Source organism: Roseovarius litoreus (assembly GCF_900142765.1).
Lineage (GTDB): Bacteria > Pseudomonadota > Alphaproteobacteria > Rhodobacterales > Rhodobacteraceae > Roseovarius > Roseovarius litoreus.
This window is the reverse complement of the sequence record NZ_FRCB01000007.1, coordinates 19,370-46,362: the sequence shown is the minus strand read 5'-3', so window position 1 is coordinate 46,362 and position 26,993 is coordinate 19,370. Positions and strand designations below refer to the sequence as shown.

Annotated in this window: 24 protein-coding genes; 6 read left to right on the top strand and 18 right to left on the bottom strand. The window is 64.0% G+C overall.

Annotation, left to right across the window (positions count from 1 at the left end):
- Positions 1-19: 19 nt before the first annotated feature.
- The 4 genes from F3H35_RS13570 to F3H35_RS13555 all read right to left on the bottom strand — a co-directional run bounded on the left by F3H35_RS13570 (position 20) and on the right by F3H35_RS13555 (position 5,252).
- Positions 20-592, bottom strand: a complete 573-nt coding sequence (locus F3H35_RS13570) for a sarcosine oxidase subunit gamma (RefSeq protein ID WP_149780104.1) — start codon at positions 590-592, stop codon at positions 20-22.
- The gene (locus F3H35_RS13565; RefSeq protein WP_149780103.1) at positions 585-3,596 is read right to left on the bottom strand and encodes a sarcosine oxidase subunit alpha family protein; all 3,012 of its coding nucleotides are present in this window, start codon (positions 3,594-3,596) and stop codon (positions 585-587) included. The genes F3H35_RS13570 and F3H35_RS13565 overlap by 8 nt, the downstream gene beginning before the upstream one ends.
- Positions 3,593-3,922, bottom strand: coding sequence for a sarcosine oxidase subunit delta (locus F3H35_RS13560; RefSeq protein ID WP_007813687.1), 330 nt, complete (start codon positions 3,920-3,922; stop codon positions 3,593-3,595). Before F3H35_RS13560 ends, F3H35_RS13565 begins: the two co-directional genes overlap by 4 nt.
- Positions 3,923-4,007: 85 nt before the next feature.
- Positions 4,008-5,252: a sarcosine oxidase subunit beta family protein gene (locus F3H35_RS13555; protein WP_149780102.1), complete on the bottom strand. Its 1,245-nt coding sequence runs from the start codon at positions 5,250-5,252 to the stop codon at positions 4,008-4,010.
- A 217-nt stretch (positions 5,253-5,469) separates the two neighbouring features.
- Between F3H35_RS13555 and ccmI the strand changes: the two genes are divergently transcribed.
- The 3 genes from ccmI to F3H35_RS13540 are packed head-to-tail and all read left to right on the top strand — an operon-like array spanning position 5,470 to position 7,414.
- A complete protein-coding gene (gene ccmI, locus F3H35_RS13550) occupies positions 5,470-6,702 on the top strand; it encodes a c-type cytochrome biogenesis protein CcmI (RefSeq protein ID WP_149780101.1) in 1,233 nt (410 codons plus the stop codon).
- A complete protein-coding gene (ruvX, locus tag F3H35_RS13545; protein WP_149780100.1) occupies positions 6,699-7,175 on the top strand; it encodes a Holliday junction resolvase RuvX in 477 nt (158 codons plus the stop codon). Before ccmI ends, ruvX begins: the two co-directional genes overlap by 4 nt.
- Positions 7,172-7,414 (top strand): DUF1289 domain-containing protein, encoded by a 243-nt coding sequence (locus F3H35_RS13540; protein ID WP_149780099.1) that lies wholly within the window; start codon positions 7,172-7,174, stop codon positions 7,412-7,414. The genes ruvX and F3H35_RS13540 overlap by 4 nt, the downstream gene beginning before the upstream one ends.
- Positions 7,415-7,444: 30 nt before the next feature.
- On the opposite strand, the gene F3H35_RS13535 is transcribed toward F3H35_RS13540, so the two are convergent.
- The 3 genes from F3H35_RS13535 to dusA form a co-directional block, all read right to left on the bottom strand.
- Positions 7,445-8,233, bottom strand: coding sequence for a hypothetical protein (locus tag F3H35_RS13535; protein ID WP_149780098.1), 789 nt, complete (start codon positions 8,231-8,233; stop codon positions 7,445-7,447).
- Complete coding sequence (locus F3H35_RS13530) at positions 8,227-9,051, bottom strand: sulfite exporter TauE/SafE family protein (protein ID WP_149780097.1); 825 nt, start codon at positions 9,049-9,051, stop codon at positions 8,227-8,229. Before F3H35_RS13530 ends, F3H35_RS13535 begins: the two co-directional genes overlap by 7 nt.
- 122 nt (positions 9,052-9,173) lie before the next feature.
- On the bottom strand, positions 9,174-10,199 hold the full coding sequence (gene dusA / locus F3H35_RS13525; protein ID WP_149780096.1) for a tRNA dihydrouridine(20/20a) synthase DusA: 1,026 nt from the start codon (positions 10,197-10,199) through the stop codon (positions 9,174-9,176).
- Between the two features lie 108 nt (positions 10,200-10,307).
- On the opposite strand from dusA, the gene F3H35_RS13520 reads away from it, so the two are divergent.
- Positions 10,308-11,492, top strand: coding sequence for a site-specific integrase (locus F3H35_RS13520; RefSeq protein WP_223228417.1), 1,185 nt, complete (start codon positions 10,308-10,310; stop codon positions 11,490-11,492).
- A 28-nt stretch (positions 11,493-11,520) separates the two neighbouring features.
- Here the strand turns inward: F3H35_RS13520 and F3H35_RS13515 are convergent, their stop codons facing one another.
- A complete protein-coding gene (locus F3H35_RS13515) occupies positions 11,521-12,885 on the bottom strand; it encodes a FliH/SctL family protein (protein WP_149780095.1) in 1,365 nt (454 codons plus the stop codon).
- A gap of 462 nt (positions 12,886-13,347) precedes the next feature.
- Here F3H35_RS13515 and F3H35_RS13500 point away from each other — a divergent pair, with 462 nt between their 5' ends.
- Together F3H35_RS13500 and F3H35_RS13495 are read left to right on the top strand one after the other, a co-directional pair.
- Entirely contained in the window at positions 13,348-15,858 is a 2,511-nt protein-coding gene (locus F3H35_RS13500) for an AAA family ATPase (RefSeq protein WP_223228416.1), read from the top strand.
- Positions 15,855-17,159, top strand: a complete 1,305-nt coding sequence (locus tag F3H35_RS13495; protein WP_149780093.1) for an McrC family protein — start codon at positions 15,855-15,857, stop codon at positions 17,157-17,159. The genes F3H35_RS13500 and F3H35_RS13495 overlap by 4 nt, the downstream gene beginning before the upstream one ends.
- A 131-nt stretch (positions 17,160-17,290) precedes the next feature.
- Here F3H35_RS13495 and F3H35_RS13490 read toward each other — a convergent pair whose 3' ends face one another.
- From F3H35_RS13490 to trbE, 10 genes are all read right to left on the bottom strand, one after another.
- Positions 17,291-18,598 carry a type II toxin-antitoxin system HipA family toxin gene (locus F3H35_RS13490; protein WP_149780092.1) on the bottom strand — a complete coding sequence of 436 codons (1,308 nt, stop codon included), beginning with the start codon at positions 18,596-18,598 and terminating at the stop codon, positions 17,291-17,293.
- Complete coding sequence (locus tag F3H35_RS13485) at positions 18,595-18,879, bottom strand: helix-turn-helix domain-containing protein (protein ID WP_223228415.1); 285 nt, start codon at positions 18,877-18,879, stop codon at positions 18,595-18,597. The genes F3H35_RS13490 and F3H35_RS13485 overlap by 4 nt, the downstream gene beginning before the upstream one ends.
- Positions 18,880-19,027: 148 nt before the next feature.
- Positions 19,028-19,285 carry a DUF2274 domain-containing protein gene (locus tag F3H35_RS13480; RefSeq protein WP_149780090.1) on the bottom strand — a complete coding sequence of 86 codons (258 nt, stop codon included), beginning with the start codon at positions 19,283-19,285 and terminating at the stop codon, positions 19,028-19,030.
- 1 nt (position 19,286) lies between these two features.
- Positions 19,287-20,423: a TrbI/VirB10 family protein gene (locus F3H35_RS13475; protein ID WP_149780089.1), complete on the bottom strand. Its 1,137-nt coding sequence runs from the start codon at positions 20,421-20,423 to the stop codon at positions 19,287-19,289.
- Entirely contained in the window at positions 20,420-21,394 is a 975-nt protein-coding gene (trbG, locus tag F3H35_RS13470) for a P-type conjugative transfer protein TrbG (RefSeq protein WP_149780088.1), read from the bottom strand. Before trbG ends, F3H35_RS13475 begins: the two co-directional genes overlap by 4 nt.
- Entirely contained in the window at positions 21,391-22,080 is a 690-nt protein-coding gene (gene trbF / locus F3H35_RS13465; RefSeq protein ID WP_149780087.1) for a conjugal transfer protein TrbF, read from the bottom strand. Before trbF ends, trbG begins: the two co-directional genes overlap by 4 nt.
- On the bottom strand, positions 22,077-23,426 hold the full coding sequence (gene trbL / locus F3H35_RS13460) for a P-type conjugative transfer protein TrbL (protein ID WP_149780086.1): 1,350 nt from the start codon (positions 23,424-23,426) through the stop codon (positions 22,077-22,079). The genes trbF and trbL overlap by 4 nt, the downstream gene beginning before the upstream one ends.
- 3 nt (positions 23,427-23,429) lie before the next feature.
- Positions 23,430-23,696, bottom strand: coding sequence for a putative entry exclusion protein TrbK-alt (gene trbK-alt, locus F3H35_RS13455; RefSeq protein WP_149780085.1), 267 nt, complete (start codon positions 23,694-23,696; stop codon positions 23,430-23,432).
- Between the two features lie 13 nt (positions 23,697-23,709).
- Complete coding sequence (trbJ, locus tag F3H35_RS13450) at positions 23,710-24,498, bottom strand: P-type conjugative transfer protein TrbJ (RefSeq protein WP_149780084.1); 789 nt, start codon at positions 24,496-24,498, stop codon at positions 23,710-23,712.
- Positions 24,495-26,990 (bottom strand): conjugal transfer protein TrbE, encoded by a 2,496-nt coding sequence (gene trbE / locus F3H35_RS13445; RefSeq protein ID WP_149780083.1) that lies wholly within the window; start codon positions 26,988-26,990, stop codon positions 24,495-24,497. The genes trbJ and trbE overlap by 4 nt, the downstream gene beginning before the upstream one ends.
- Between the last annotated feature and the right edge of the window lie 3 nt (positions 26,991-26,993).

Genomic DNA, 26,993 nt, shown 5'->3' with positions numbered 1-26,993 from the left:
CTTTTTCCCGGCAAAACGCTCAGGAAAAGAGGCCCACCTCACTGCCAGGCGTTGCGGCGTTTTTCAGCAGATCGAACGCATATTGCGCCACCGAGCGGAAACAGACGATCTGCATCACCCCCTCTTCGGGCATCCAGATCGCCGCCGGAATTTGCGCCAGCCGAGTGCGCCGGAACTGACCGGGACCGAATGCGGAGGCGGTCATGTCGACCGGACAGAGCTTGGCGATCACCTCGCGGACAGCGTCACCGCCCGAGAGGCGGAACACGGCCCGGGCATCCGAGACATTGACCGCAAGGGCGTGTTCGCCCGCCAGCGCCTGATCGAGCTGGGCACAAAGCTCATCGGCCTGCGCATAAGGCACCATCAGCAGAAATTCGTCCGGCGACATCCACGCGACCGCGGTGTGATCCGCCATGGCGACATGCCCACGGGCCGGCGGCTCGACCCCGCACAGCGCCTTGACGGCCTTCTTGAGCTTGGCCGCGCCAAGATCGCCGCGCAGCGTGATCATTCCGGTCAGGCCGCATTCCGCGATCCGCACGAAGCCTTCATCGGTTGCGCCATTGAGCGCGCTGACTGCTTCAGACATTCTGCTTTTCCCCGTCCTTGTCATAGAAGATGGGATCGACGATCTTCGCCTTGATCACCGTGCCGTCCACCTTTGGAAAATCCAGCACATCGCCCATCCGAGCCGGTCCGTTCAGGACCAGCCCCATTGCGATGCCCCGGCCAAGCGTGGGCGAATGATAGCTCGAGGTGACGCGCCCCTGCACATTGCGCTGGCCATTGGCATTGGTGCCATCGGCCGTGGCATATGCCCCGTCCGGCAGCGTGCTGCCATCCAGCGTCTGCAAGCCGACCAGCTTCCAACGGGTGGGATCGGTCATGTGGCTGCGCTCTTGGGCGCGCTTGCCCAGGTAATCCTCTTTCTTCTTCGAGATCGCCCAGTCGAGACCCAGATCTTGCGGGATCACCGTCCCGTCGGTCTCGTCCCCGATCATGATGAAGCCTTTTTCGGCGCGCATGATGTGCAACGCCTCGGTTCCATAGGGGGTCACGCCGAACTCTTTTCCTGCGGCCAGCAGCGCATCCCAAAGGGCGCGCCCCTGACTGGCGGGCACCGCGACTTCGTAGCTCAACTCACCCGAGAACGAAATGCGATAGGCTCGCGCCGTGATGCCAGCAAGGGTGATATCCTTCCACCCCATGAAACTGAGCGCATCGGCACTGACATCGTCATCGGTCAGCTTTTCGAGAACCTTGCGCGCCTTGGGGCCGACCACGGCGATCTGGGCATATTGCTCGGTCACATTGGCGGTATAGACCTTCCAGTCCCACCATTCGGTCTGCAGCCATTCTTCCATATGGGCATGGATCGAGTCCGCGCCGCCGGTCGTGGTGTGACACAGGAATGTATCGTCATCCAGACGCGCAACGACACCGTCATCCATCAGGAAGCCGTTTTCATTGCACATCAGACCGTAGCGGCAGCGCCCGGGCTTCAGATTGGACATCATGTTGGTGTAGAGCATGTCCAGAAAACGCCCGGCATCCGGCCCCTTGACGATGATCTTGCCAAGGGTGGAGGCGTCCAGAAGCCCAAGACTGTCACGGGTGGCCTTTACCTCGCGCTGGACGGCATCGGTGATGGATTCGCCCGCTTTTTGGAAACAATAGGGTCTTCGCCAGGCGCCCACCGGCTCGAAATAAGCGCCGTTGGCCTCGTGCCAGCCATGCATCGGCGTCCGGCGCAAAGGCTGGAACGTCGCGTCCCGTGCAGGGCCCGCAATCGACGCAAGCGAGATCGGCGTATAGGGCGGGCGGAACGTGGTGGTGCCGGTCTGCGGGATCGCCTGACCAAGCGTGTCCGACAGGATCGCAAGCCCGTTGATGTTGCTCAACTTGCCCTGATCGGTCGCCATGCCGAGCGTGGTGTAGCGTTTGGCATGCTCCACCGATTCGAAGCCTTCACGCGCGGCAAGCTGCACATCGCTGACCTTGACGTCATTCTGGTAATCCAGCCACGCCTTCATGCGCAGCTTGATGCCGGCACCCTGGGGCATCATCCAGACCGGGGTGATGGGCGCCTCGTCCTGCGTCTCACCGACGGGCAACGTGCCGGGTTTGGACGCATGGCCCGCCGCCTGTGCCGCCGCACGTCCCGCGGCATTGGCATTTTCCAGAACGCGGGGCAGATGCATCTCGCCATCGGCCGCACCCGCGGGCAGCACGAAGCGTGCCCCATCGGCGCCTGTCGGCGGGTTGTCCACATCCGGACGGAACATCGCTTTTTCGTCGTCCCACAACAGCTTACCGCCACAATGCGACCACAGATGAACCACCGGTGACCAGCCGCCCGACATAGCGATCGCGTCACATTTGACTTCTTCCAGAACGGCACCTTCACCGGCCTGCAGACAGATCGCGACACCTTCGACACGCTTGCCGCCCTTGACCTTGGCGATCGCCTTGCCGTTTTCGATCCGAATGCCAAGCGCGCGCGCCTCGTCAGCCAGCGCCCCACCGCCCGACGCGCGGGCATCGAGGATCACCGGCACTTCCAGACCCTGTTTTTTCAGGGTGATCGCCGTCCGGTAAGCATCGTCGTTATTGGTGACGATCACGGTGCGGTCGCCGATGGACACGCCGTAATTCACCACGTAATCGCGCACCGCCGAGGCCAGCATGACACCGGGGATGTCGTTTCCGGCAAAGCTCAGCGGGCGTTCGATCGCGCCCGTGGCGGTCACGATCTGGGCCGCGCGGATGCGCCACAGACGGTGACGCGGACCGGCCGCATCGGGCCGATGATCGTTGAGACGCTCATAACCCAGCATGTAGCCGTGATCATAGACGCCTGCGCCCATCATCCGGGTCCGCAGCGTGACATTGGCCATTGTTTCAAGTTCGGAAACAATTTCATCCACGAACTTGTCCACAGGCTGACCATCGACCGTGCCGCCATCGACAGGGGCGCGCCCCCCCCAATGCGGCGTCTGCTCCATCAGGAGCACCTTGGCGCCAGCGGCCCCCGCCGCGCGGGCAGCCTGCAGCCCGGCCACGCCACCGCCGATCACGACCACATCATAGAAGGCGTAGAAATGCTCGTAGCTGTCCTGATCGCGGTCGCGCGGCGCCTTGCCGAGGCCAGCCGACTGGCGGATGATCGGCTCATAGATGTGTTTCCAGAACGGGCGCGGATGGATGAACATCTTGTAGTAGAAGCCCGCCGGCAGGAAGCGCGACAGCTTGGCGTTGACCGCGCCGACGTCGAATTCCAGGCTGGGCCAGTGGTTCTGGCTTGCACAGGTGAGACCATCGAAAAGCTCAGTGGTGGTGACCCGCTGGTTCGGCTCGAACCGGCCGTTTTCGCCCAGACCGACCAGCGCATTCGGCTCTTCCCCGCCCGAAGCGACGATACCGCGCGGACGGTGATACTTGAAGGACCGGCCCACCAGCATCTGATCATTGGCCAGCAGCGCCGAGGCGAGCGTGTCGCCCTCGACCCCGCGCAGATGTTTGCCATTGAAAGTGAACTCGAGCGGCTTGCCCCGATTGAGAAGGCGGCCGCCATTGGCCAGACGTGTGCTCATGCGAACTCTCTCCAGCTCCAGCCCGGCCGCTTGGCCGAGATCTTGTCCTTGATGTCTTGCGGCGGCTCGGTGGTCTGCGCGGAATATGTCCCGAACACCTCGAGGGTCACGGTGCAGCGCGCCGCGTTGAACCACTTGCCGCAGCCATTGGCATGGCGCCAGCGTTCGAAATGCACGCCCTTCGGGTTCACCTTTTCGAACAGATAGCTGTGAAACTCGTCATCGTTCGATCCGGGGCCGAAGCGCTTCACATGGGCTTCGCCACCTGGGTGGAACTCGGTTTCCTCGGCGGTCACGCCGCAGCAGGGGCAGGTCAGGATCAGCATGTCGTGCCTCCGGTGATCTGGGTGCCAAGGCTTTTCGAAAAGCCTTGGCGAAATTCGTCGAAGAATTTTGCGCGTGGGGCCGTCATTAGTGCGCCACCCCCGCGGCCACGCTTTCGTCGATGAAGCGGCCCTCGCGGAACCGGTTCAGGCTGAACTCATCGCAGAGCGGCGCATGGCCCTTGGCCATCAGCTCGGCAAAGCCCCAGCCCGATCCGGGAATCGCCTTGAAGCCCCCTGTTCCCCAGCCACAATTGATGAACACGCCTTCGACCGGGGTGCGCGACAGGATCGGCGAGCGGTCGCCGGTCATGTCCACGATCCCGCCCCATTGGCGCAGCATCTTGAGGCGGGAGATCATCGGGAAGGTCTCGATCAGGGCGCGCACGGTTTCCTCGATGTGATGGAAACTGCCGCGCTGCGTGAAGTTGTTGTAGCCATCCGCGCCGCCGCCGATCACCATCTCGCCCTTGTCGGACTGGCTCATGTAGCCATGCACGGTATTGGCCATCACGACCACATCCATGCAGGGCTTAATCGGTTCGCTGACCAGCGCCTGAAGGGCCACAGATTCCACCGGCAGGCGGAAGCCCGCCATGTCGGCCAGATGCCCCGAATGGCCCGCAACCACGATGCCCAGCTTGTCACAGGCGATATCGCCGCGATTTGTGGTTACGCCGGTCACCTTGCCACCCTCGCGGCTGATGCCGGTCACTTCGCATTTCTGGATGATGTGCATCCCCATGGCACTGCAGGCCCGCGCATAACCCCAGGCCACCGCGTCATGACGTGCCGTGCCTGCACGCGGCTGCCAGAGCGCCCCGAGAACAGGATAGCGCGGCCCGTCGATATTGATGATCGGCACCAGTTCCTTCACGCGCGAGGGCGAGATGAACTCGGTCGAGACACCCTGCAGCGCATTGGCATGTGCAGTGCGCTCGTAGCCACGGATCTCGTGCTGGGTCTGGGCCAGCATCATCACCCCACGGGGGCTGTACATGACGTTGTAGTTCAGATCCTGACTCAGCGTCTCGTAGAGGCTGCGCGACTTTTCATAGATCGCCGCCGACGGATCCTGGAGATAGTTCGAGCGGATGATCGTGGTGTTGCGGCCCGTATTGCCGCCGCCGAGCCAGCCCTTCTCGAGAACGGCCACATTGGTGATTCCGAAATTCCGGCCCAGGTAATAGGCCGTGGCCAGACCATGCCCGCCTGCACCAACGATGATGACATCGTATTTCTTCTTCGGCTCGGGCGAGGCCCAGGCCCGTTCCCAGCCCATATGGTAGCGCAGGGCTTCGCGGGCGACGGCAAAGGCGGAATAACGTTTCATGCGCGCTCTCTGAACAAGGTTGGAATCGCAGGCGAATTACCCTGTCAGGGTAATGCGCCACAAGCGTCGCTTAAAGGATACTCCGCGCGGCATAAAACACCCGAATAGCGACATTGCGACATCAACGCGCAAGGCGCGGGTCGCCCTGCGCCTCTTTGCCCCTTTTTTCCGCGGGCCGGCGTCGTTAACTAGGGCGCAGATTTACCGGAGAGGACGCATGGTTTTCTGGATCGTCAGTGGCGCGCTTGCGCTCGTGGTCAGTGTCATAATCGGCCTGACCCTGATGCGTGGACGCGTGGGCGACAAGCCTCCGGCCGCATATGACTTGCAGGTCTATCGCGACCAGCTCAAGGAAGTGGATCGTGATCTGGCCCGCGGCGTGATCGGCACCGAGGATGCCGAGCGGATGCGCGCTGAAATCTCGCGACGCGTGCTGGCGGCGGATGCGCAATTGCAGGACGGCGGCGAGACCGGGGGACAGCCGGGCCGTGGCGGGCTCATCGTGGCGGTGGCGCTTGGCGCGGTACTCGCGGCGGGATCGGTCTGGGTCTATACCGAGATCGGCGCGCCGGGCTATCGCGATCTGCCGCTGAAGACACGAATCGCGGAATCCGACGCGGCGCGGGCCAACCGCCTGAGCCAGTCCGAGGCGGAAAGCCGGGTCCCCCCTGCCCCCATGAACCCCAACGCCACGGAAGAATTCCTGACCTTGATGGCGCAATTGCGCGAGACCGTGAAGAACCGCCCCGACGATCTGCGCGGCCTGACGCTTCTGGCGCGCAACGAGGCCGGTCTTGGCGACTACATCGCGGCCTATAACGCACAGAGCCGCATCATAGAGGTCAAGGGCGACGAGGCGAGCGCCTCGGATTACGCCTATCTGGCGGAATTGATGATTTCCGCCACCGGCGGCTATGTCTCGAGCGAAGCCGAATCGGCGCTGCGCTCAGCGCTTGAGCGTGATCCGCGCAACCCGCCCGCGCGCTATTACCTGGGTCTCTACCTCATGCAGGTGGACCGGCCGGATGCCGCCTTCCGCACATGGGATGCCTTGCTGCGCGAGAGCAGACCCGATGCGCCTTGGGTGGCGCCGATCCGCGAGCGGATCGAGGAAGTGGCCTGGCGCGCAGGCGAAACGGAATACACCCTGCCGCCGCTGGAAGGCACCGCCCCCGGCCCGACCGCCGAGGAGATGGCCGCAGCCCAGGACATGTCCCCCGAGGAGCGTCAGCAGATGATCCGCGGCATGGTCACGGGCCTGTCCGAACGGCTGGCGACCGAAGGCGGCACCGCCGAGGAATGGGCGCGGCTGATCCGGGCGCTTGGGGTTCTGGGCGATACCGATCAGGCGCGCGCCATCTGGTCCGAGGCCCAGACCCTGTTCTCCGAAACGCCGGAAGATATGGCGATCGTGCAGGAAGCCGCCGAAGCCGCAGGTGTCGCGCAATGATCTGTGAGACGATCGATGCCTTCGCCACGACCCTGCCCAAAGGCCATCCGATCATGGGGCTAGATCTGGGCACCAAGACCATTGGCGTGGCGATATCCGACAGGCTATTGTCGGTGGCCACTCCGACCGAGACGATCAAGCGCAAGAAATTCTCCGTCGATGCCGCCCGCCTGCTGGAGATCGCGACACAGCGCGAGGTTGCCGGACTCGTTCTGGGCCTGCCGCGCAACATGGACGGATCGGAAGGCCCCCGCTGTCAGTCGACACGGGCCTTTGCCCGCAATCTCGAGCCATTGACGGAATTGCCGATCACCTTCTGGGACGAGCGTTTGTCGACGGTCGCGGCGGAACGCGCTCTGCTTGAGGCGGATACGTCACGAAAGCGTCGCGCCGAAATCATCGACAATGTCGCCGCGTCCTATATCCTGCAAGGCGTGTTGGATCGGTTGACGCATATGAGGGCCGCGCAGTGAAAGACGACAAGATCTGGACCCGGAACGAGATCGAAAGCCCTTGCGTCCGCATCTGCGTGGTGCATCCCGAGGCGCGGATATGCACCGGTTGCTATCGCACCATGGATGAAATCGCCCGCTGGTCCCGAATGGAGAGTGCCGAACGGCGCGAGATCATGGCCGCCCTGCCCGACCGCGCCCCAAGCCTGGCCAAGCGGCGTGGCGGCCGCGCCGCCCGCGTGAAACCTACGCAACACTGACGGCAACGGCCTGTCGCAGTCGCAGCTCGTCTATGGAAGTTCGAGCCAGTCGCGATTTCCAGAGGGCAGTTCCGGCCTGAAATAGGCGATCATCCGGCCTTCCGGCGGTGCGCTGGCCCCTTCGGCCCATGGCGCCACGCCATGCAGCGCGAAACGGTGCACCAGATAGGCTTCGCCCGGAGACGCGACGATTTCCACGCGCGTGCAGGTCTCGAACACCTGGCGGCGGCAGGCCTGATAGATCTCCGTCAGGTCAATGTCGGCCCAATCGGTCTCGGGCCGCTCGGCAAGTGCTTTGGTGAACATGTCGCGCATGATGTGATGGCTGCCCTCCCAGACCACCATCGGGCTTGCGCCGGGGCCGGTTTCGGTCAGCGGCAGGCCAAGGATATAGGCGTGGCGCTCTTTCAGCATCCGGCGGCGCTCAGCGCCCACGGCCAAAAGCCCGTCCACATGCGCGGCATCGCGATTGCGCCTGTAGCGAAACGCCGCCTCACTTTCGTCCGGTGATGGGCGCGGATAGCCGGGATAGGTGACCGAAACCTGCCCGCGATGCAGCGCCAGATCCCCATAGAGACCACGCGCCGCTTCCAGCGCGCGGCCCTGCACCGGCCCACTTTGCGCGACTGCGCCATCCGGGCCATTCGGCAAAGTGTCGACACCGACGAACCATGTCCCGCCACAGCGCAGCCAACGGGCCTGCTCGGCGGGGTCGCGCATCGCGTCTTGGGCGATGACACGGGCTGCGGCGGCCCATTGGGCAACCGCCCGTTCGGCTGGAAACCGGCTCCAGCCATTCTGCAACAGCGCCTCTACCATCCCAGGGATTTACGCAGCATGTTTAGCGCCACAAGCGTCAGGAATACCGCAAAAATGCGTTTAAGGGGTTTGGCATCCATCGCATGTGCCAGGCGCACCCCCCAAGGGGTCGTGATCAGCGTCATCGCGATCACCGTGACGAACGCCACCAGATTGACAGCGCCGAAGGTCAATGGGGGGCGGTTCTCGGGAGCGATGTCCAGAAACAGGAAGGCCGCGACCGAGGGAACTGCAATGGTGATCCCGAACCCCGCAGCCGTGGCCACCGCGCGGTGTATCGCAACACCATAAAGGCTCATGATCGGCACCCCGAAACTGCCCCCGCCGATGCCCATAAGGACCGACAGGAAACCGAGCACAGGCGACATGAGCGCCCTTGTGAGGCCGGAGGGCATCTGGGCGCCCAAACGCCAATGGGCACGGCCCAGACCCAGGTAAAGGCCCACAATGATCCCCAGAACGCCGAAAACCCCCTGCAGCGTGGTGGATTTGAGGCTGGCTGCCACCAGCACTCCGACAACCGCACCAATCGCGATCCCGGGCGCCCAGGTCTTGAGAATATCCCAATCCACGGCGCCTTTCTTGTGATGGCTCAGGACCGAGCGCAGCGATGTCACGATGATCGTCGCCAGAGAGGTGGCGAGACAGATCTGCATCAATTGCGGACCACCATAACCAAGTGTCTGAAACGCATAGAAAAAAGACGGGACAAGAACGATACCGCCGCCCACGCCCAGAAGCCCGGCCAGCACTCCGGCGAAAGCCCCGATTACCATCAGCATGACAAGCATCTGTATCAACAGCATTGTATCGGGCATGAACTGTGGCCTTTTTGATTATGGTCAGCCCCGCCTTACACCTCTGCGCCGGGCAGGAAAAGCCGGATACGAGCGATGCCGGGCGAACTTAGCCTGCGCACTCGCGGCGATCTCAGAGCATGTCAGCCCATGGCTTCGGCAGGCGGCGATTGCGACACCTCGGCCAACGCATCGAGAACCAGATCCGGCCCGGCATCGGGTCTTGTCGCACCCTCGGACAGAATACGACGCCACGCCCGCGCCCCTGGACGCCCGGCAAAAAGGCCAAGCATATGGCGGGTGATCTGATGCAGTCGTCCGCCTTGCGCCAGATGCGCCTCGATATATGGCAGCATCTTCAGAACGGCGTCATCTGGCGTCGTATCCGGCCCTTCCTCGCCAAAGATCAGGCGGTCGGCCGCGCACAGGATATCGGCTGGCTGGTGATAGGCCGCGCGCCCTACCATGACGCCATCAAGACCCGCCTCCAGAAAATCGCTCACTTGATCAAGGGTGGTGATCCCACCATTGATCGACAGGTGAAGCCCCGGGAAAAGCGCCTTCATCCGCAGAACCAGGTCATATTCCAGCGGCGGGATGTCCCTGTTCTGCTTCGGAGAAAGCCCCTGCAGCCACGCCTTGCGCGCATGGATGGTAAAGCGCTGCACGCCGGCTGCACCGACGCGGGCCAGAAATTCCGGAAGCACCGTTTCGGGGTCTTGGTCGTCTACGCCGATCCGACACTTGACCGTCACCTCGACAGGGCTTACCTCGATCATCGCGGCACAGCATTCCGCAACCAGCCCCGGATCCTTCATCAGGACGGCACCGAACGTGCCCGATTGCACCCGGTCGCTCGGGCAACCTACATTGAGGTTGATCTCATCATAGCCCGCCTCGCCCCCCATCCGGGCGGCCTGCGCCAACTCTTGCGGATCGGATCCCCCGAGTTGCAGCGCCACAGGATGCTCTTGCGGCGAATAGTCCAGCAGCTGCAATGCACCGCCCCGCACCAGAGCCGGTGCCGTGACCATTTCAGTATATAGCAAGGCCCTACGGGACAAAAGCCGATGCAGATATCGGCAATGACGGTCTGTCCAATCCATCATCGGCGCGACAGCAAAGATCGGCATATTGAAATTATTGGAATTTTTATTTTTATCAGCCATTTATCGCTCAGCCTCGAAGCCTGTTCTTGTCTCATTTGTTGTAAATCGCGCCCATTTCGGGTAGGATTTACAACAAATGTTGTAACTTGGGTCAAATGTTGTAACCCCATGGGTACCATCATCAAGCGAAAACGCAAAGACGGCACTGCCTCCTGGCTTGCCCAGATCGCCGTTCGGCGGGCCGGAAAAACTGTCTGGCGTGAAAACCGGACCTTCGAGCTGCGCTCGACCGCCGCGGCCTGGATCGAGAAGCGCGAGAAGGACCTCGCCAAGCCCGGCGCCCTCGAAAACTTGCCCATCGGAGAGACACGCCGCCGCGAAGTGACCCTAGGCGACGCAATCGACAAATATGTCGAAGACAGCGCGAAGGCAATCGGGCGGACCAAGGCGCAGGTGCTGAAAAGCATCAAGGAGTTCGACATCGCGAACAAGCTTTGCGCCCAGATCGACAGCGCCGACATCGTGGCGTTCGCGAAGGAGAAGCTGAATACCGGTGTCTCGCCGCAAACCGTGTCGAATTACCTCTCTCATCTCAGCGCGGTCTTCACGGTGGCCGGTCCGGCCTGGAACTATCCGCTGGACGAGCGCGCGATGCGCAATGCGATGATCGTCGCGAAAAAGCTAGGGCTGACCCAGAAGAGCCGCCACCGAGACCGGCGGCCAACGCTGGACGAGCTCGATAAGTTGATGGCGCATTTCCTCGATCGCTCGATCCGCCGCCCCTCCTCTGTCCCCATGCATCGCGTCATCGCCTTTGCGATCTTCTCGACGCGACGGCAGGAGGAGATCACCCGGATCAAATGGGCGGACCTCGACAAGGAGGGCAAACGCGTCCTTGTGCGCGACATGAAGAACCCCGGCGAGAAGATTGGCAACGACGTCTGGTGCGACCTGCCCGATCCGGCGCTGGCAATCATCGAGGCGATGCCCAAACACGCGAGCCAGATCTTCCCCTACTCCACCGATGCAATCAGCGCTGCGTTCACTCGGGCAACGCAATTTCTGGGGATCGAGGATCTGCGCTTCCATGACCTGAGGCACGAGGGCGTCTCGCGCCTGTTCGAGATCGGCTACAACGTTCCGCACGCGGCCGCTGTTTCCGGCCACCGATCCTGGACGTCGCTCAAGCGCTACACCCACCTGCGCCAAACCGGCGACAAGTTCGAGGATTGGAGCTGGATCGCGGAAGTCACGACGCGGGATCCAAGGCAGCGCAAGAGAAGTTCAGTGCGGCGAGAAGATGCCGCCAAGCTTCGGAGAAAACAGGTTCGGAACCATAGTGAAGAAACATGAGAAACACCCTTCAAGTATCTGATATAAATTAATCTTGATCGTCTTGATAGAGACGCGTGTAACGCTCATCCGGTGCCACCCACTGTTCCAGAAACTCCAGCGGATCGAGCGTTCCCATCATGGACCGCGCAAGATCAAGTCGAGAGGACAAGGCCTGGCGCCTGTCGGCCTCAACGCCGGCAAGTCGCTCTTCCGCCTCGCGGAAAAAGCTTTCGATCGACATCGCGGCGGACCATTTCCGGATCACTTCGGAAAGCTGTTCGCGGCTTTGGGCAAGGGCCTTGTCCGCGTTGCGTCGATCCTCTTCGCGCTTCCAGCGTTCCTGCTGTTCCTCCCATTCGCGTTGCTTTCGGATCGCCGCCGCCTCTGCCTCGGCAGTCTTGGACTTGAGGTCTGGCACGACGGCTTCCAGCTCTTTCACGATCCTCGGGAACATGGACGACAAGCCGTGCTTTGGAGTTTCTTGCCATATCGCCGACCACTCCACGTCCCGGCGCGGTGCGTAGGCGACAAGCCGGAAGCGCCCGGACGGCACATCGTTCTCGGTCGTCCAGGAATGGACCAGCTGGTGCGGCCTGGCGGCCTTCACGACCGGACTGTCGTCCCGCACATACTTGCCCTTGAAGTATCTGAGCGCGACCCGTTCGGACATTTCGACGAGCGCGAGGCCGATGGGAACCTCGCCGATATAAGTTACGGTCGGGCGATGGGGCTCCCAGATCTTCCCACAGGAATAGCGCCCGTACTTGCGATCCTTCCCCGGCACTTCGCGCTCGTCGATCTGCGCCCGAAACAGTGATTGATCAGGCGGCGCGAAGGTCACGCGATACCCTTTTCGCTCGAACGCATCGTAGAGTACATTGGCGAGGTCCAATGCACGCGGCAGCTGCGTCTCGGACGTTACGATGTCCGGCAGGAGGAGCTTGTAGGGGCGGAGAAACTCATACTCGTCGATCTCGCGCGTCTTGCGGTAATGCGGCTCGACGCCGCGAAGGATCGGATGCCGGGCATCCTTGCGTTGCCTGCCACGACCAGGTGACGACACCGAATATCTGGCGGCGGGCGTCACGGGACGCGCGAGCGGCGTATCCGCCGACCAGACAAGCTGATCGCCCGGCTTTGCAGGGAGAAGTATAGGTCTTGGAGAGGCCTTTCCGACCGCCTTCTTTTGCCAGTAGCCGGCGGGAGGCCGGGGCACAGCCAGAGACGTACAGACCCGCGCGAGATAAGAGCCAGAGACACCGTACTCGGCCGCCAGGTGGCTGATCGGTATCGACCAGACCTTCTCGTAAAGCTCTTCTCTCGTGACATGTCTGGAGCGGGACACATTGGTGGTGGTGTCGTCGGGCAACTCTTTGTTCTCGTAATTTCGACCCAATGGGATGTTCGCCAATCAGCCCCATGCGGTGCCGCCAACTCAGGTTACATCTGTCTGAAATACCGTGTATAATTCCGATATCCGAAGCTCAAGACGCGAAACCAAATGATCACGATCGCAGATAAAATCATGAAGCGCATCCGCGCACAGGGTCGTGGCAAATTGGTGCGCACTGCCCGGGACTTCCCTGATCTTGGCGGCCGGGCTGCGGTCGATCAGGCAATCTCGCGCCGCGCCGAGGCTGCAGGCCTGCGACGTGCCTTGCGAGATGGGATCAGGAAGGATCTTGCCCGCAACAGTGCAAGCTTACTTGGCTTAGCCGTTCCCACAGCCCGTAGCCTTGCGGATCGCGGAGAGGTGGCACGGTCATGACTGGGAGCTTCGAATGTTTTTTTCAGCCCCTGAATCTTGAGAATTTTGCCGACCAGCACAGCCCCGTAGGAGGCTGCACACAGATGGACAGTGAAGGGCTCTAATTTGAAGGATGAGAACGAATTCAAGGCGTGGCTGGAACAAGGCGGCGCACAAACCGAAGCGGGGCGAAACTCGAGGACCTATGCCGTTCGAACGATAGAGCGAAATCTTGCTGCACTTGGCATGCCCTATCAGAATCTCGCGGAGGCTTGGGAGGCCGATCAATTCGCGGGGCTCAGAGACCGTCTCAAAGCCATACGTGACGATGCTCGTTCAGGGGGCGAGGACTATCGAATCCTGATGCCGGATTCCGAGAAGCCGTATAATCGGCTGTCGAGTTGGAGCAGTTGGTTGGCGCAATACGGTCGGTTCATAGCGGGAGAACCGCCGGGCGCAGCGAAGGATGCAGATCGTATTCGCCAGCACGTGCTGGAACAGTATATCGAGCCAGCCCGTGAAGAAGGTGCATCCCATGTCGACGTGCTCGTTCGTGACGTGAATACGGCACTCAATCTGAATGAAGCCTGGCCGAACATTTGTCAGGCTTTAGCGGGCAAGATTTTCCAGGATCTCGCACAGGTCAGCGCTCCGGAACGGATTGGCGCTGACCAAAGCTCGGCCACTGTATTTCGCTTTGGACTCGACGAGCCGATGGCGTCACAGAACGAACGACCATTCACGCTATTTGATAGCGCTGGAAATCCTTACCAACCAGTGAAGAATTTCAATCGGTCCAACGGAGTTTCAGCCTATCGGATCAAGCCCAAGGGTGCGGGCAACAAAGCTGACGAAGCGATCGAAACCAAAGACATGGTCGACGTCGCGCGGGCAATGCTCGTGGACGGGCTTGCTTCGAGAGTCAAAGCCATTGCTGGCGGCACGGTCAACTATTTGACCTACGGTGGAGAAAAGCTCGTTCGATACCAACTTGATGCCGACATTGCGAAGAAAATTGGTGTGCCTGCCAGTGGCAGCGTTCAAGAACCGACAAAGCAGGTAGAGAATACTATGGCCATTGCCCAACAGGATGAGCGTCCCACAGCTACCAGTCTTATTCTCTATGGTCCGCCAGGCACAGGGAAGACGTTCAGCACAGCGGCTGAGGCCGTCAAATTGTGTGGGGAGCCTGTGCCAGAAGATCGCGACGAGCTGATGGCAGCCTATCAGGGACTGCTCGCCGCGGGGCGGATCGAGTTCGTCACTTTTCATCAGTCGATGGCTTATGAAGAGTTCGTCGAGGGACGACAGCCGATGACAGGCGCGGACGATGGCGAGGACACATCTTCGGGTGGCTTCCGGCTGGAAACCGTGCCGGGCATTTTCCGCCGCATCGCACGGCGTGCGGAGGTTAGCCGAGGAACGGTCAGTGCTGAAACAAAGCTTTCGCTCGAAGGTCGACGTGTTTTCAAAATGTCGATAGGCGCAAAGTATCTGCCCGAAGACGCACCTCTTTTTGAGGAAGCTATTGAGAAGAACTGCGCGATCTTTGGGTTCTACGAGTTTGATCTCTCCGATCCCCGCTTTGGCACCCGAGAGGCAATCCACGCGGCTGCGGAGGCCCGGCGTAAGGAAGACCCAGAGGCCTTTGTTTCTCAGCCGGCCTCAATGATGACCAACCTTTTTCGGAACAGCCTGAAAGTCGGCGACGTACTAATCGTGACCAAGGGAAATCTGCTTGTCCGCGCAATCGGTATCGTCGAAGGAGACTACGAGTTTAGTCCGATAGAGGGGCGTGCTGGGGACTATGCCCATCGCCGCGCCGTGAATTGGCTGTGGGTTGATCGGGATGGCATAGAAGCGAGCGATATTGCCAAAGTAGGCCTCGTTCAGCGAACGATCTATGAAATCGACAAGTCCTCGCTCAACGTGCCAGCCCTTGAGCGCTACATGAACAGCCAGCAGAACGAGGGGCCATCCGAACCCGAACCTTTCGTTCTGATCATCGACGAGATCAACCGCGCCAATATTTCCAAAGTGTTCGGCGAATTGATCACTCTCTTGGAACCGGACAAACGGCTCGGCCAACCGAACCAACTGAAGGTACGCCTTCCATATTCCGGGGACGAGTTCGGTGTTCCGTCGAACCTGCATATTGTCGGGACGATGAACACGGCAGACCGCTCCATCGCTCTGCTCGACACGGCGCTGCGGCGGCGGTTCACATTCCGCGAAATCATGCCCAATCCGGCCGTTCTGAAAGAGGCTGCGGCCCGCACGGGGATCGATCTGCCGACCCTTTTGACGATCTTCAATGAACGGATCGAGTATCTCTATGACCGTGACCACCAGATCGGTCATGCCTATTTCACCGGCTGCGACACCCGAGCGGATGTGGACCAGGTCATGCGGCACAAGGTGATCCCGCTACTCGCCGAGTACTTCTTCGAAGACTGGGGCAAGATCGCCGCGGTGCTGGGCGATTTGGATACGCATGACGGGCCGATAGAGGGCGGCTTTCTGAACAGGTCCGTCCTGAAGGCACCGCCGGGGCTCGACAATGGTGAGGCGATGCAGCGGTTTCGGTGGGACGTGCGCGACGACGGCTTCGATTACGCGCGGCTGCTCGGCTCATGATCCGCCGCACGCTCCGCGAATGGCAGCGCATCGGCTACGGCGATGACGACACGACCATCCCGCCCGCCGAGGCTGATCGGATTGCCGCCGTTGCGGAGCGCTCGAGCTTCGCGGGGCGTGGCGGTGAAGGTGTTCTTGAACATGGCCGCAAAGGGTTGCGGGCGCGCGGCGTGGTCGGTGTGATTGCAGCGCCGGGCTGTCAGCTGGAGATCCTCCCGAAGATCGAGGGCCTGGGAGAACACGAGACCACGGACGAAGCCCTTCGCCGCCGCCTGATCCACATGCTGGCAGTTGTCCACGATCTGCGGATTGATGCAGGATCGCTGGCGCAGCTGGGATGGCAGAAGGACACCATTCTGGAATTGTTGATCCGGCTGTTTTGTGCGCGCCTGATGGAAGCTGTACGCATGGGACTGCCGCGCCGGTATGTGGATCACGCAGACGACCTCCCTGCCCTGCGCGGCAGCCTCGACGTCACCCGGCAGTTTTCACGCCATGCGGTGGCGCCACAAAAGCTGGCCTGTCGGTACGACGATCTGTCCTCTGACATCGCGCTCAACCAGGTGATGCGCGCCGCCGTCACCCGTTTGCAGCGTGTGGCTCAGGCCCCTGACAATCAGCGTATCCTGCGCGAGTTGGGCTTCGCCTATGCGGACGTGACCGAGGTTCCCGTCCCTGCGCTGCGATGGGACCAAATCATACTGGATCGGACCAATCAGCGGTGGCGCGAGCTTCTTTCCTTCGCGCGGCTCCTGCTTGGGGATCGGCATCAGCAGACCAGTGCCGGGGCTACAGATGGTCATGCGCTCTTGTTCGAGATGAATGCCTTGTTCGAGCAATACGTCGCCAGACTGGTCACCCGTGCTCTGGCGGGAAGCGGTTACCGTGTTGCAGCGCAAGGCGGGCACCGTGACTGCCTGTTCGAAGCGGGTACGGGACGGTTTCGGACCAAACCGGACCTCATCATCCGGCAGGGGGATCGAACCGTCCTCGTCATCGACACCAAATGGAAACGGATGGCGCCGCGCATCGACGACCCGAAGCAGGGTGTCAGTCAGGCCGATGTGTATCAATTGATGGCCTATAGCCAGCTCTACCGCTGCCCGGAGGTCATGCTGCTCTATCCACACCATGGTGATCTGCCGCCCGAGCCGATTTCGACCCGCTACGCGATCGGCAGCGACGGCGCCGAAGAGACCCTCCAAGTCGCGACTCTGGATGTCACCGGCCCAGCACATGCGCATATCGAAGCCCTGAAACGCCTGTTGACGCAGACCTTGCCTGCGGCGGTCGCCGCCTGAGCTCTTCTGAGGCAAGATACTCGCGCGGCGGCGACGTCTGGTGTGACCCGTCCGTTCCGAGAAAAACAAGAGCGCCGCTCGGAAGACACCGGTCCGTCAGAAAAACTTATCGTCAATGGTGAGCCCGCACCCTAAAGGCGCCCGGCGATCCGGAGCGCATTGGCCTCGACAAGCTCTGCAGTCTGCGCGACATATCCGGCCGTTGCACCCGGCAAGGCTGCGACCTCTTCGGTGAGCTCGACGCGGTTGGCCACCAGACGATCGACAAGCTCCTGCACACGGTTCCGGACATCGGTCGGGCGATAGCCGATCTCGGTGGCGATCGCCTCCCAATGCCGGCCCGCGATGCCATCGGCCGTACGCTTCTTGCCCGCGATGTTCTGGGCGAAGGCCTGCACCACATGGGGCCAGGCCAGCACCGAGGAGACATCGTAGAGGGGCGCGAGACGGGGTGGCTCGGCAAGCGGCAGCATCAGCGAATAGTTCTTCGCGTGCGCGTCGGTGTTCGCGACGAGGATGTTGAAGATGACCTGATCGAGCAAGGCCAGCGCATCGCGCGCGCTGACATGCCGCCCGGTCTCGAGAAGAGATTTCAGATCGAGCCCGGGCAGCGTACCGCGCTCGTATTTCCGGCCCGGGGGGAGGCCGTTCGCTTGCGCGAAATCCTCCTGGTGGAGGCGTACCAGCTGGCCCTGGCGACCGAGCTTTCGGTCATAGCGCAGGACAGCGATCGCGCTGCGACCTTCGGCTTGCAGGATGGTCGCCTGCGCGGCCTCCAGCCCCAGGGCCGCGGCCATCCGAAGGCACCAGACCTCATTCTCGGTGATGCCGGGCAGGTTGGGGTTGTCCGGCTTCACGATCAGGGTCGAGGGCGCGCCGTGCAGGGGGACGGCCAGGACATCGCCCGGTTCGGGCAGGCGCAGCACCGGCCTGCCATCGGAATCGAGCACCGCCAGCGCAGATTTCTTCTGGCCGCCGGCCAGCGATTGCCGGACGCCCTCCTCCCCGACAAGGAACGGGCGGCTGCCGAGATCCTCGAAATGGCGATCGAGTGCCACGGCGGGGGTGTCGATGCCGTAGAGATCGGTGAGCGGGCGATAGGCCCAACGGCTGCGGTCGGAGGCCAGCCCGAAGGAAAGCGCGCCGGCCGTATCGCCGCCGATCCGTTCGAGCATGGCCAGCGCATCCGCCTGATCGAGGCCAAGGGAGCGGGTGAGGCTGCGGAGTTGTTCCTCTTCCGGCAAGAGGTTCGCGAGCCAGGGCGAGATGATTTCAGACGTGTACGGGGCCGCGCGCAGAGGCATCGTGACCGACAGCGGAAACGCGCCCCTCGTCTGCCGCCAGCGGTCCGCGTAGCGCAGCGAGAGCGCGCCATCTGAGGCGACCTCGACATCGGCCACGTGCAGCGCATCAAACCAGACCGGCACGGATCGCGTCACAGGTAGTCCCCGAGATCGTAGCCTTCCGCGGGGACGTCGCCACCGGTGCTGGCGGCATCTGCGGGATCCTCCAGCAAGGTCCTGATCGGCACCCGAAGCGCCGCCGCGATCTTCGCCAGCGTCGTCAGCCGGGCATCGCGCTTGCCCGTCTCGATCAGCGACAACGCGGGCGCGCTGATCCCGGTGAGGCGGGCAAGCTGCTCGAGCGTGAGGTCCTGATCCGCACGCAGCGCCCGGAGGCGTCGCCCGACATCGGTGAGCAGGTTCGGTTCGATCTCCATGGTCATCGCGATATGGCTTACCCTTTACAGTAAATATACCGGTGGATGTCCGGGATTTCAAGTCATCTTATCTTTATCGGTAAAATGTCGTCAGTCTTGCCAAAAACAGATGGGTTATTACCGATTTCGATAAGAAAGATGGTGCCATTCAGGCCTCCCCACGGCCCAATGGCGCCTTCGTCGTCCCGCGCGGTGCGCGCCGCGCCTTCGCAAATCCGCGATCCGTTGCGATGAAGCGCTCGAGCATCGGAACCACCAGCTTCTTCGGTTCGATCGGCCCCTGCCCCGCCTCCTGGCCGAGGATCTCACCATAGGCGATCAGGTCGCGATGCAGCTCGGCCGGCACTTCCACGGTCAGTTTCACAGGCTTGTTATCCAGGATCGGTCCGAGTTTCAGCTTGGTCATCTCAGCCTCCAGGTGGCGCGAAGACGAGATCGCGCGTGACGATCACCCGGACGGGGAAGCCCGGGCGAATGGTGAGGGTCGCCGGGACCTCCAGCTGGCGTTGAACGATGCGCTGGCCGGCCTCGTTGATCGTATCCAAGGCCCCGTCGCGGAGGGCCCGGGCGAGGCGGTCCTCCTCGTCGAGGGAAGTCTCCGCGCCGACAGCCAGCAAGGTCGAAAGCCCCGCGGCGCGCAGGACGCTGGCCCAGTGATTGTCGACGCGGTCCTCGAGACCCGCATAGCCCGCGGCATCGGCACCGGGCTGGCGTTCGAGCACCAGGGATCGTCCATCGGGGAAGATCAGCCTGGTCCAGACCAGGAGCACGCGGCGCTGGCCGACGGTTACGCTGTCGTCATAGGCGCCGATCAGGCGGGTGCCCTGTGGGATCAGAAGAAGGCTGCCGGTCGGGCTGTCATAGACGTTCTGGGTGACTTGCGCGGTGATCTGGCCCGGCAGGTCGGAACGGATACCGGTGATCAGCGCGGCCGGGATGATGGAGCCGGCCTGCAGGAGGTAAGGAGACGCTGGCGGCTGCACGCGGTCGGGAGCGACCGTGCGGCGATCAGTGGGCCCGGTCAGGAAGGCCTGTCGGGGATCGGTTTCTTGGGTGGCCACCATCCCGCCCCCGGGTGCCGTCGGCGGAATCTGGAACCCCGGGGACGCGGGCGCCCCGAGCCGTGTCTGGAAGAACAGGTCGCTGACACGGGCGGCCTCCAGTTCCGCGAGGCGCTGCTGTTCCGCAGGGTCCATTGTCGGCGGCGCGAGGCTTGGAGCCGCGATGGGCTGGCCACGTTGCTGCGCGTCGAGGATGCCACCACCGAGATCGCCCGGCAGGGGCGGCCCGAGCCGGGGAATGGCGTCGTAGCTGCCCGGCAGATCGCGGAGGCCATCGGCAGGCTGGCGGCGGTCGGTGGTGATCAGCTCTTCCGGGGCCGCGGTCCGGTCCGGGCGTTGCAGGCCATAGATCAGCGCGGCACCGATGCCGAGGCCCGCAACGACGCCGAGCCCGACAATCACCTTGCGGGAAATCCGCGTGACGCGCGGTGGATCGGCGCGCAGGCGCATGGCGGCAGCGGTGTCGGTCGATGTCTTGCTCATGTCCCCTGCCCCGCGTCCTGCCGCACCACGCCCGCTTCGGTCTGGGCTGCGATCCGTAGAATCCGGACCACCTCCTGCCGGGGACCGCGGCCGAGGCGCAGTTCTGCCGCACCGAAGAGCCGGTCAACGATGAGCACGTTGCCGTGGATCCGGGAGTTGACGATCTCCAACTCGCCATCGGAGCCCAGCACGAAGAGCGGCGGCATCTCACCCTGGGCGATACCGCGCGGGAAGACGACATAGACCCTGCGCCCGTCATCGAAGACCGAGACCGGCCGCCAGGGCGGGCTGTCTCCCTGCAGTCCGTAGCGGTGATTGCGGGCATGCACCGGTGGGATGCGCGGCGTGGCCGGCGCGACGCGTGGAGCGTCGGACGCGCGCGGATAGGCCCAGGAAATGGCAGGCATCCAGGTCTCTTCGCTGGCGTTGAGCTCGATCAGGTAGGTCCGCCGGTCGGTCGAGATCACCAGGTTCGTTCTGATATCGGGCCGCGTGGGTTTCACGAGAACGAGGACGCGAGTGTCCCGGCCCGCGCCGCTTTCGGTGTCGCCGATGATCCAGCGCGCCGTATCGCCCGCCGCGATTGGACCGGTCCCGGCCAGGCGTTCGCCGGGTTCGAGCGCGATGGTCGTGATCTGGCCCGGGGCGGCGTAGACCTGATAGAGCGCGCCCTCGGACCAGGGGTAAATCTGGATCGCGTTGAAATACCCGGCCTGACGCGGTTCGACGCGCGCGGCGGCGTTGGCATTGCCGACCTGGGCGACGGGGGTGGTGGCGGCCTCCCCGCCCCGGCTCGGGGTCCAGGCGGGCGGGACATGGAGCGGGCGCGGAGGGTCATCGGGTGCGATCACGGGAGGTGACGGCAAGGGCGGAACCGCGTCGTCATAGGCGAAGTCGGGCGGACGGTCGCTGGCGCAGCCGGCCAGAAGTGTGGTCGACAAAAGGACGGCGGGCAGGATCGGTCGGGTCATTGGCTTATCTCCCGCGACCAGTTGATCGCGTTCACATAGATTCCGAGGGGATTGGCGCGCAGGCGCTCGGCAGTGCGCGGCGGGTCGATCACGATGGTCAGGATCGCAGTCCAGCGTTCGGTACGAGCCAACTGACCGTTCTCGTAGTGCCGCTCGGACCAGGCCACCCGGAAACTGTCCGGCGACGCGCGGATGACGCTCGAGACCTCGACCGAGACCTGGTCCTCGCCCACCCGCGTGAAGGGATCGTTGGCGCGGGCATGGTCGTTCAGCGCCAACGCGCCGCGGTCGGTGGTGAACTCGTAGGCGCGGAGCCAGTTCTGTCGGACGACAATGGGATCGGCGGGCAGGCCCCGGACCTCTTCGATGAACCGCGCGAGGTGCCAGGCGATTTGCGGATCGCTTGGGCGGTACCCGGCGCTGGCCGCCTCGACGGCGCGCGCCTCGCCGTGGCGGTCGATTTCGACGACGTACGGCACGACGGTGCCGCGCGCCGATTGCCAGACCAGAGCAGTCGCGAAGCCGCCGGCGAGGATCAGGCAGCCGAAGGCCATGAGGCGCCAGTTCTTCGCCTGCACCCGGGCGGAACCGATACGCTCGTCCCAGACCTGGGCGGCCTTCTGGTAGGGGGTCTCTGGGGTTGGGGTCTTGCCGTAATGCGCGGCGGCGCGTTTGAAGAGGCTCATGGGCGGTCACTTTCGGAGAGGGGAACGGAGGCACCGGAGCCGGGGCTGTCCCCGGCCCGCAGCGCATGGGTGGCGGCGGAAACGCCATGGCTCATGGCCTGGCTGCGGCGCATCGAGCGCGCCCAGGCCGGCGGGCTACCCGCGGGGGCGGACATGGCGGTCGACGCACCAGCCATGCTGCCAAGCGAGGAGGCGCCGCCGGTGGCGGCAAATCCAGCGCGTGCGCCGCCAGCATGGCTTGCCTTGACCGCTTCGGAAACCGAGGCAGCGGCCCGCCGCAGGGGCGACGCAGCGGCGGATCCCGCGGCCTTTGCTACTCCGCCGAGACCGGAAGCGACTCCAGAAGCTCCGGTCTGGCCCATCGATCCGAGACTGTAGGCGGTGGACGCGGCCCCCTTGGCGGCAGCGGCTCCGCGCGTGGCGGCGGCCCCGCCCGAGGCGAGCGCGCCTGTACCGCGGGCGACGAGCATGGCCCCGCCACCGGCCGCGACGGTGGCGCCGCCCACGGCAAGCCCGGTGCCGACGGCCGCGCCCGCGCCCAGTTGCGGCCCACCGGAGACGAGGCCCGTCGCGATGCCGGGGCCGAAGATGCCGAGACCGAGAAGCGAGAGCGCGGCGAGAACGATCGCCATGGCCTCGTCGATGGTGGGCGTCACGCCCCCGAACCCGGCGGTGAACTGGCCGAAGAGCGTCGAGCCGATACCGATGATCACGGCAAGCACCAGCACCTTGATGCCGGAGGAGACGACATTGCCCAGCACCCGCTCGGCCATGAAGGCGGTCTTGCCGAAAAGGCCGAAGGGGATCAGCACGAAGCCCGCAAGCGTCGTCAGCTTGAACTCGATCAGCGTCACGAAGAGCTGCACGGCGAGCAGGAAGAAGGCCAAGAGCACCAGCGCCCAGGCGAAGAGCAGGCAGGCGATCTGGATGAAGTTCTCGAAGAAGGCGACGAAGCCCATGAGATCGGAGGTCGACTCCAGAAGCGGCCGTCCGGCATCGAGCCCGGTCTGCGCCACGCGTCCGGGACGCAGGAGATCGGCGGCCGAAAACCCGGTGCCGGAGGCCAAGAGACCCAACCCCGCGAAACTGTCGAAGACGATGGCGGCGAGGCTGTTCCAGTTGGAGATGAGCCAGGCGAACACGCCGACGAAGAGGGTCTTTTTCACGAGGCGGGCGATGATGTCGTCATCGGCACCCCAGGCCCAGAAGAGTGCTGCCAGCGTCACGTCAATCACGATCAGCGTGCTGGCGATGAAGGCGACCTCGCCGCCCAGAAGCCCGAAACCGCTGTCGATATAGGAGGTGAAGACCCCGAGGAAGGTGTCGATGACGCCGGTGCCGCCCATGGCTCACTCGCCCCCGGTCCGGTCACGCCCGAGGAAGCGGTCGCGGGTTTCGGCCCAGACGGCGAGGCAGTCCGGATCGGAGGCCGCGGCCTCACCCAGTTCCTGGCAGCGCCGTTGTTCGGCCCGCAAGGGATCGGTCTCGGGCATGAGGGGAGCCGCCGGACGCGCTGCCTGCCCCGCCTCGTCCCGGCCCATCTCCACCAGAGCCGCGGTGACCGCGATGGCGACGAAGACGATGGCGGCGATGCGCGCGAGAACCGATCCCTCCATGGCCCTGCCCCTTTCAGTTGTTGAACATCCGGGCATTGCCGGGCTGGTAGCCCGCGCCCGGGGTGAGAAACCGCTCGCGCTGGACCCGGCCCTGTTCGGCCGCCGCGGACCGCTCGGCCTCGACCAGCGCGGTGGCGCGGCCGTTGGCGGCGACGACGGCGATCAGGTCGGCGATCTGCTGGGACTGCAGCGCCAGAAGCTGGTTTCCGGCTTGCGTGGCCTGCAGGGCGCCGACGGAGGACTGGCTTTCGCCGACAAGCGCGGAGAGTTCGGCGCGCTGGCCGTCGAGATTGCCGACAACACCGGCCTGCACGCGCAGTGCGTCCTGCAGCCCGCCGACGGTGTTTTGCCAGCGGGAGCGCGCATCGGCCAGAAGCTGCGCTTCGGGCGCGGCCATCGGGATATTGGCATAGTCCTGCTGAAAGACCTGGTCGATCTGGGCGACGTCGAAGGCGATGTTCTGCGCCTGGGACAGAAGCTGCCGCGTCCGGTCCACGTTCTGCTGCAGCGCCTGCAGCGAGGAATGGGGCAGGCTCGCGAGGTTGCGGGCCTGGTTCATCAGCATCTGCGCCTCGTTCTGCAGCTGGGTGATCTGGTTGTTGATCTGCTCGAGCGCCCGGGCGGCGGAGAGGATATTTTCAGCGTGATTGCGCGGATCGTAGACGATGCGCCCGCCTCCGCCGAAGAGGAAGGCCTGGGCGGGCGTCGCGAAGATCGGCGCGAGACCGAGCGGCGCGGCAAGCGTGAGGGCGAGCGCGGAGGCGCTGGCGAAACGGGACAGGCGATGGGCGGTGTGGGTCATGGGGTGGTCTCCTTTGCGGGTTCGGGGGCTTGGGGGATGGGGGCGCCCGACGCCTCGGGCTCCGGCGCGAGATTGGTGAGGTCCGGGATCAGCTCAGCCGCCCAGCCGACCCCGCGGGCGTCGAGCCAGGCCGCGAGAAACCCGTCGCGCCCATGCTCTGCGACGATCTCCGAGAGCAGCGCCTGGTCGGATTTGGACGAGGCCGCGCAGAGCGCAAGGCCGACTTCCGAGAGACCGAGCTCGAAGAGCCGGTTGCCGCGCCGCGACTGGCAGTAGTAGTCGCGCTTGGGCGTGGCGCGCGCGAGGATCTCGATCTGCCGGTCGTTGAGGCCGAAACGGCGGTAGATCGCGGTGATCTGGGGCTCGATGGCCCGTTCGTTGGGCAGAAGCAGCCGGGTCGGGCAGCTTTCGATGATCGCGGGCGCGATGGCCGAGGCGTCGATATCCGAGAGCGACTGGGTCGCGAAGATGACCGAGGCGTTCTTCTTGCGCAGTGTCTTCAGCCATTCGCGGAGCTGTCCTGCGAAGCCCTCGTCGTCCAGTGCCAACCAGCCCTCGTCGATGATCAGGAGCGTCGGCCTTCCGTCGAGCCGGTCGCCGATGCGGTGGAAGAGATAGGAGAGAACCGCGGGCGCCGCGGCGGTGCCGACCAGCCCTTCGATCTCGAAGGCCTGGACAGAGGCCGCGCCAAGCTCTTCGGTTTCGGCATCGAGGAGTCGCCCATGGGCACCGCCGAGGCAATAGGGCCGCAGGGCCTGTTTCAGGTTGGTGGATTGCAGCAGTACCGCGAGACCGGTGATCGTGCGCTCGCCCACCGGGGCGGAGGCCAGCGAGGTCAGGGCGGACCAGAGATGTTCCTTCACCTCCGGCGTGATCGCGATGCCTTCGCGAGCGAGGAGCGCACCGATCCAGCCTGCGGCCCAAGAGCGGTCGGCGGGATCGTCGATCCGGGCGAGTGGCTGGAGGGAGACCGCAGTTTCCGCACCCTCGGTCAGCTCGCCTCCGAGATCGTGCCAGTCGCCGCCCATGGCGAGGGTGGCGGCGCGGATCGAGCCCCCGAAATCGAAGGCGAAGACCTGGCTCTGCCGATAGCGGCGGAACTGCAGCGCCATGAGCGCGAGCAGCACGGATTTACCGGCCCCGGTGGGACCCACGACCAGCGTATGGCCAACATCGCCGACATGGAGCGACAGCCGGAACGGCGTCGCACCCTCGGTCTTGCCGTAGAGCAGCGGCGGACCGTCGAAATGCGCATCCCGCTCCTCCCCGGCCCAAACAGCAGAGAGCGGGATCATATGGGCCAGGTTCAGGGTGGAGATCGGCGGCTGGCGGACATTGGCGTAAGCCTGCCCGGGCAGCGAGCCGAGCCAGGCATCGACGGCGTTGACCGTCTCGACCATGGCGGCGAAGTCCCTGCCCTGCACGACCTTCTCGACCAGGCGCAGTTTCTCGTCGGCGCGGCGCGGATCGTCGTCCCAGACGATGAGCGTCGCCGTGACATAGGCCTCCCCTGCGATATCGGCACCGAGCTCCTGCAGCGCCAAGTCGGCATCGGCGGCCTTGTTGGCGGCGTCCGTGTCGACCAGCGCCGATTGCTCGTTGGTCATCACCTCCTTCAGGATCGCGGCGATGGATTTGCGCTTGGCGAACCATTGGCGTCGGATGCGCGCGACCATCCGCGCGGCCTCCATCTTGTCCATCAGGATCGCGCGGGTCGCCCAGCGATAGGGAAAGGCCAGCCGGTTGAGGTCGTCGAGGATCCCCGGCGTGGTGGCGGTCGGGAAGCCCGAGAGGGTCAGGATTCGCAGATGGGCGGTCCCCAGCCGCGGCTCGAGCCCGCCGGTCAGCGGCTGATCGGCCAGAAGCGCGTCGAGATAGACCGGGGTTTCCGGCACGCGGATGCGGTGCGCCTGCGTCGAGATGGTGGAGTGCAGGTAGGTCAGCGTCTCGCTGTCACCCATCCAGCGGCATTCGGGCATGATGCCGTCGAAAAGCGCCAGAACGCGGTCGGTGCGGTCGATGAAGCCTCGCAGCACCTCGCCTGCATCGATGCCGGTCTTGTCGCGGCCTTCGTAAAGCCAGGTCTCGGCCCGCGTGGACTCCTCGGCGGGCGGCAGGTAAAGGAAGGTCATTAGATAGTCCGACTGGAAATGCGCCCCCTGCTCGGCGAAGCCCGCGCGCCGTTCGGCATCGAGCAGCGCCGAGGCCGGATCGGGAAAGCAGCTGTCGGGATAGTCCGCCGCCGCCACCCGTTGCGCCTCGACGAAGATCGCCCAGCCGGACCCGAGACGGCGAAAGGCATTGTTGATGCGCCCCGCCACTGCGACGAGTTCTGCCGCGACCGCGTTGTCGAGATCGGGGCCGCGGAAGCGGGCCGAGCGCTGCAGGCTGCCATCCTTGTTCAGCACCACGCCGGGGGCCACCAGCGCCGCCCAGGGCAGGTAATCCGCCAGCCGCGTCCCTTTTCGGCGATACTCCGCGAGGTTCATCATGGG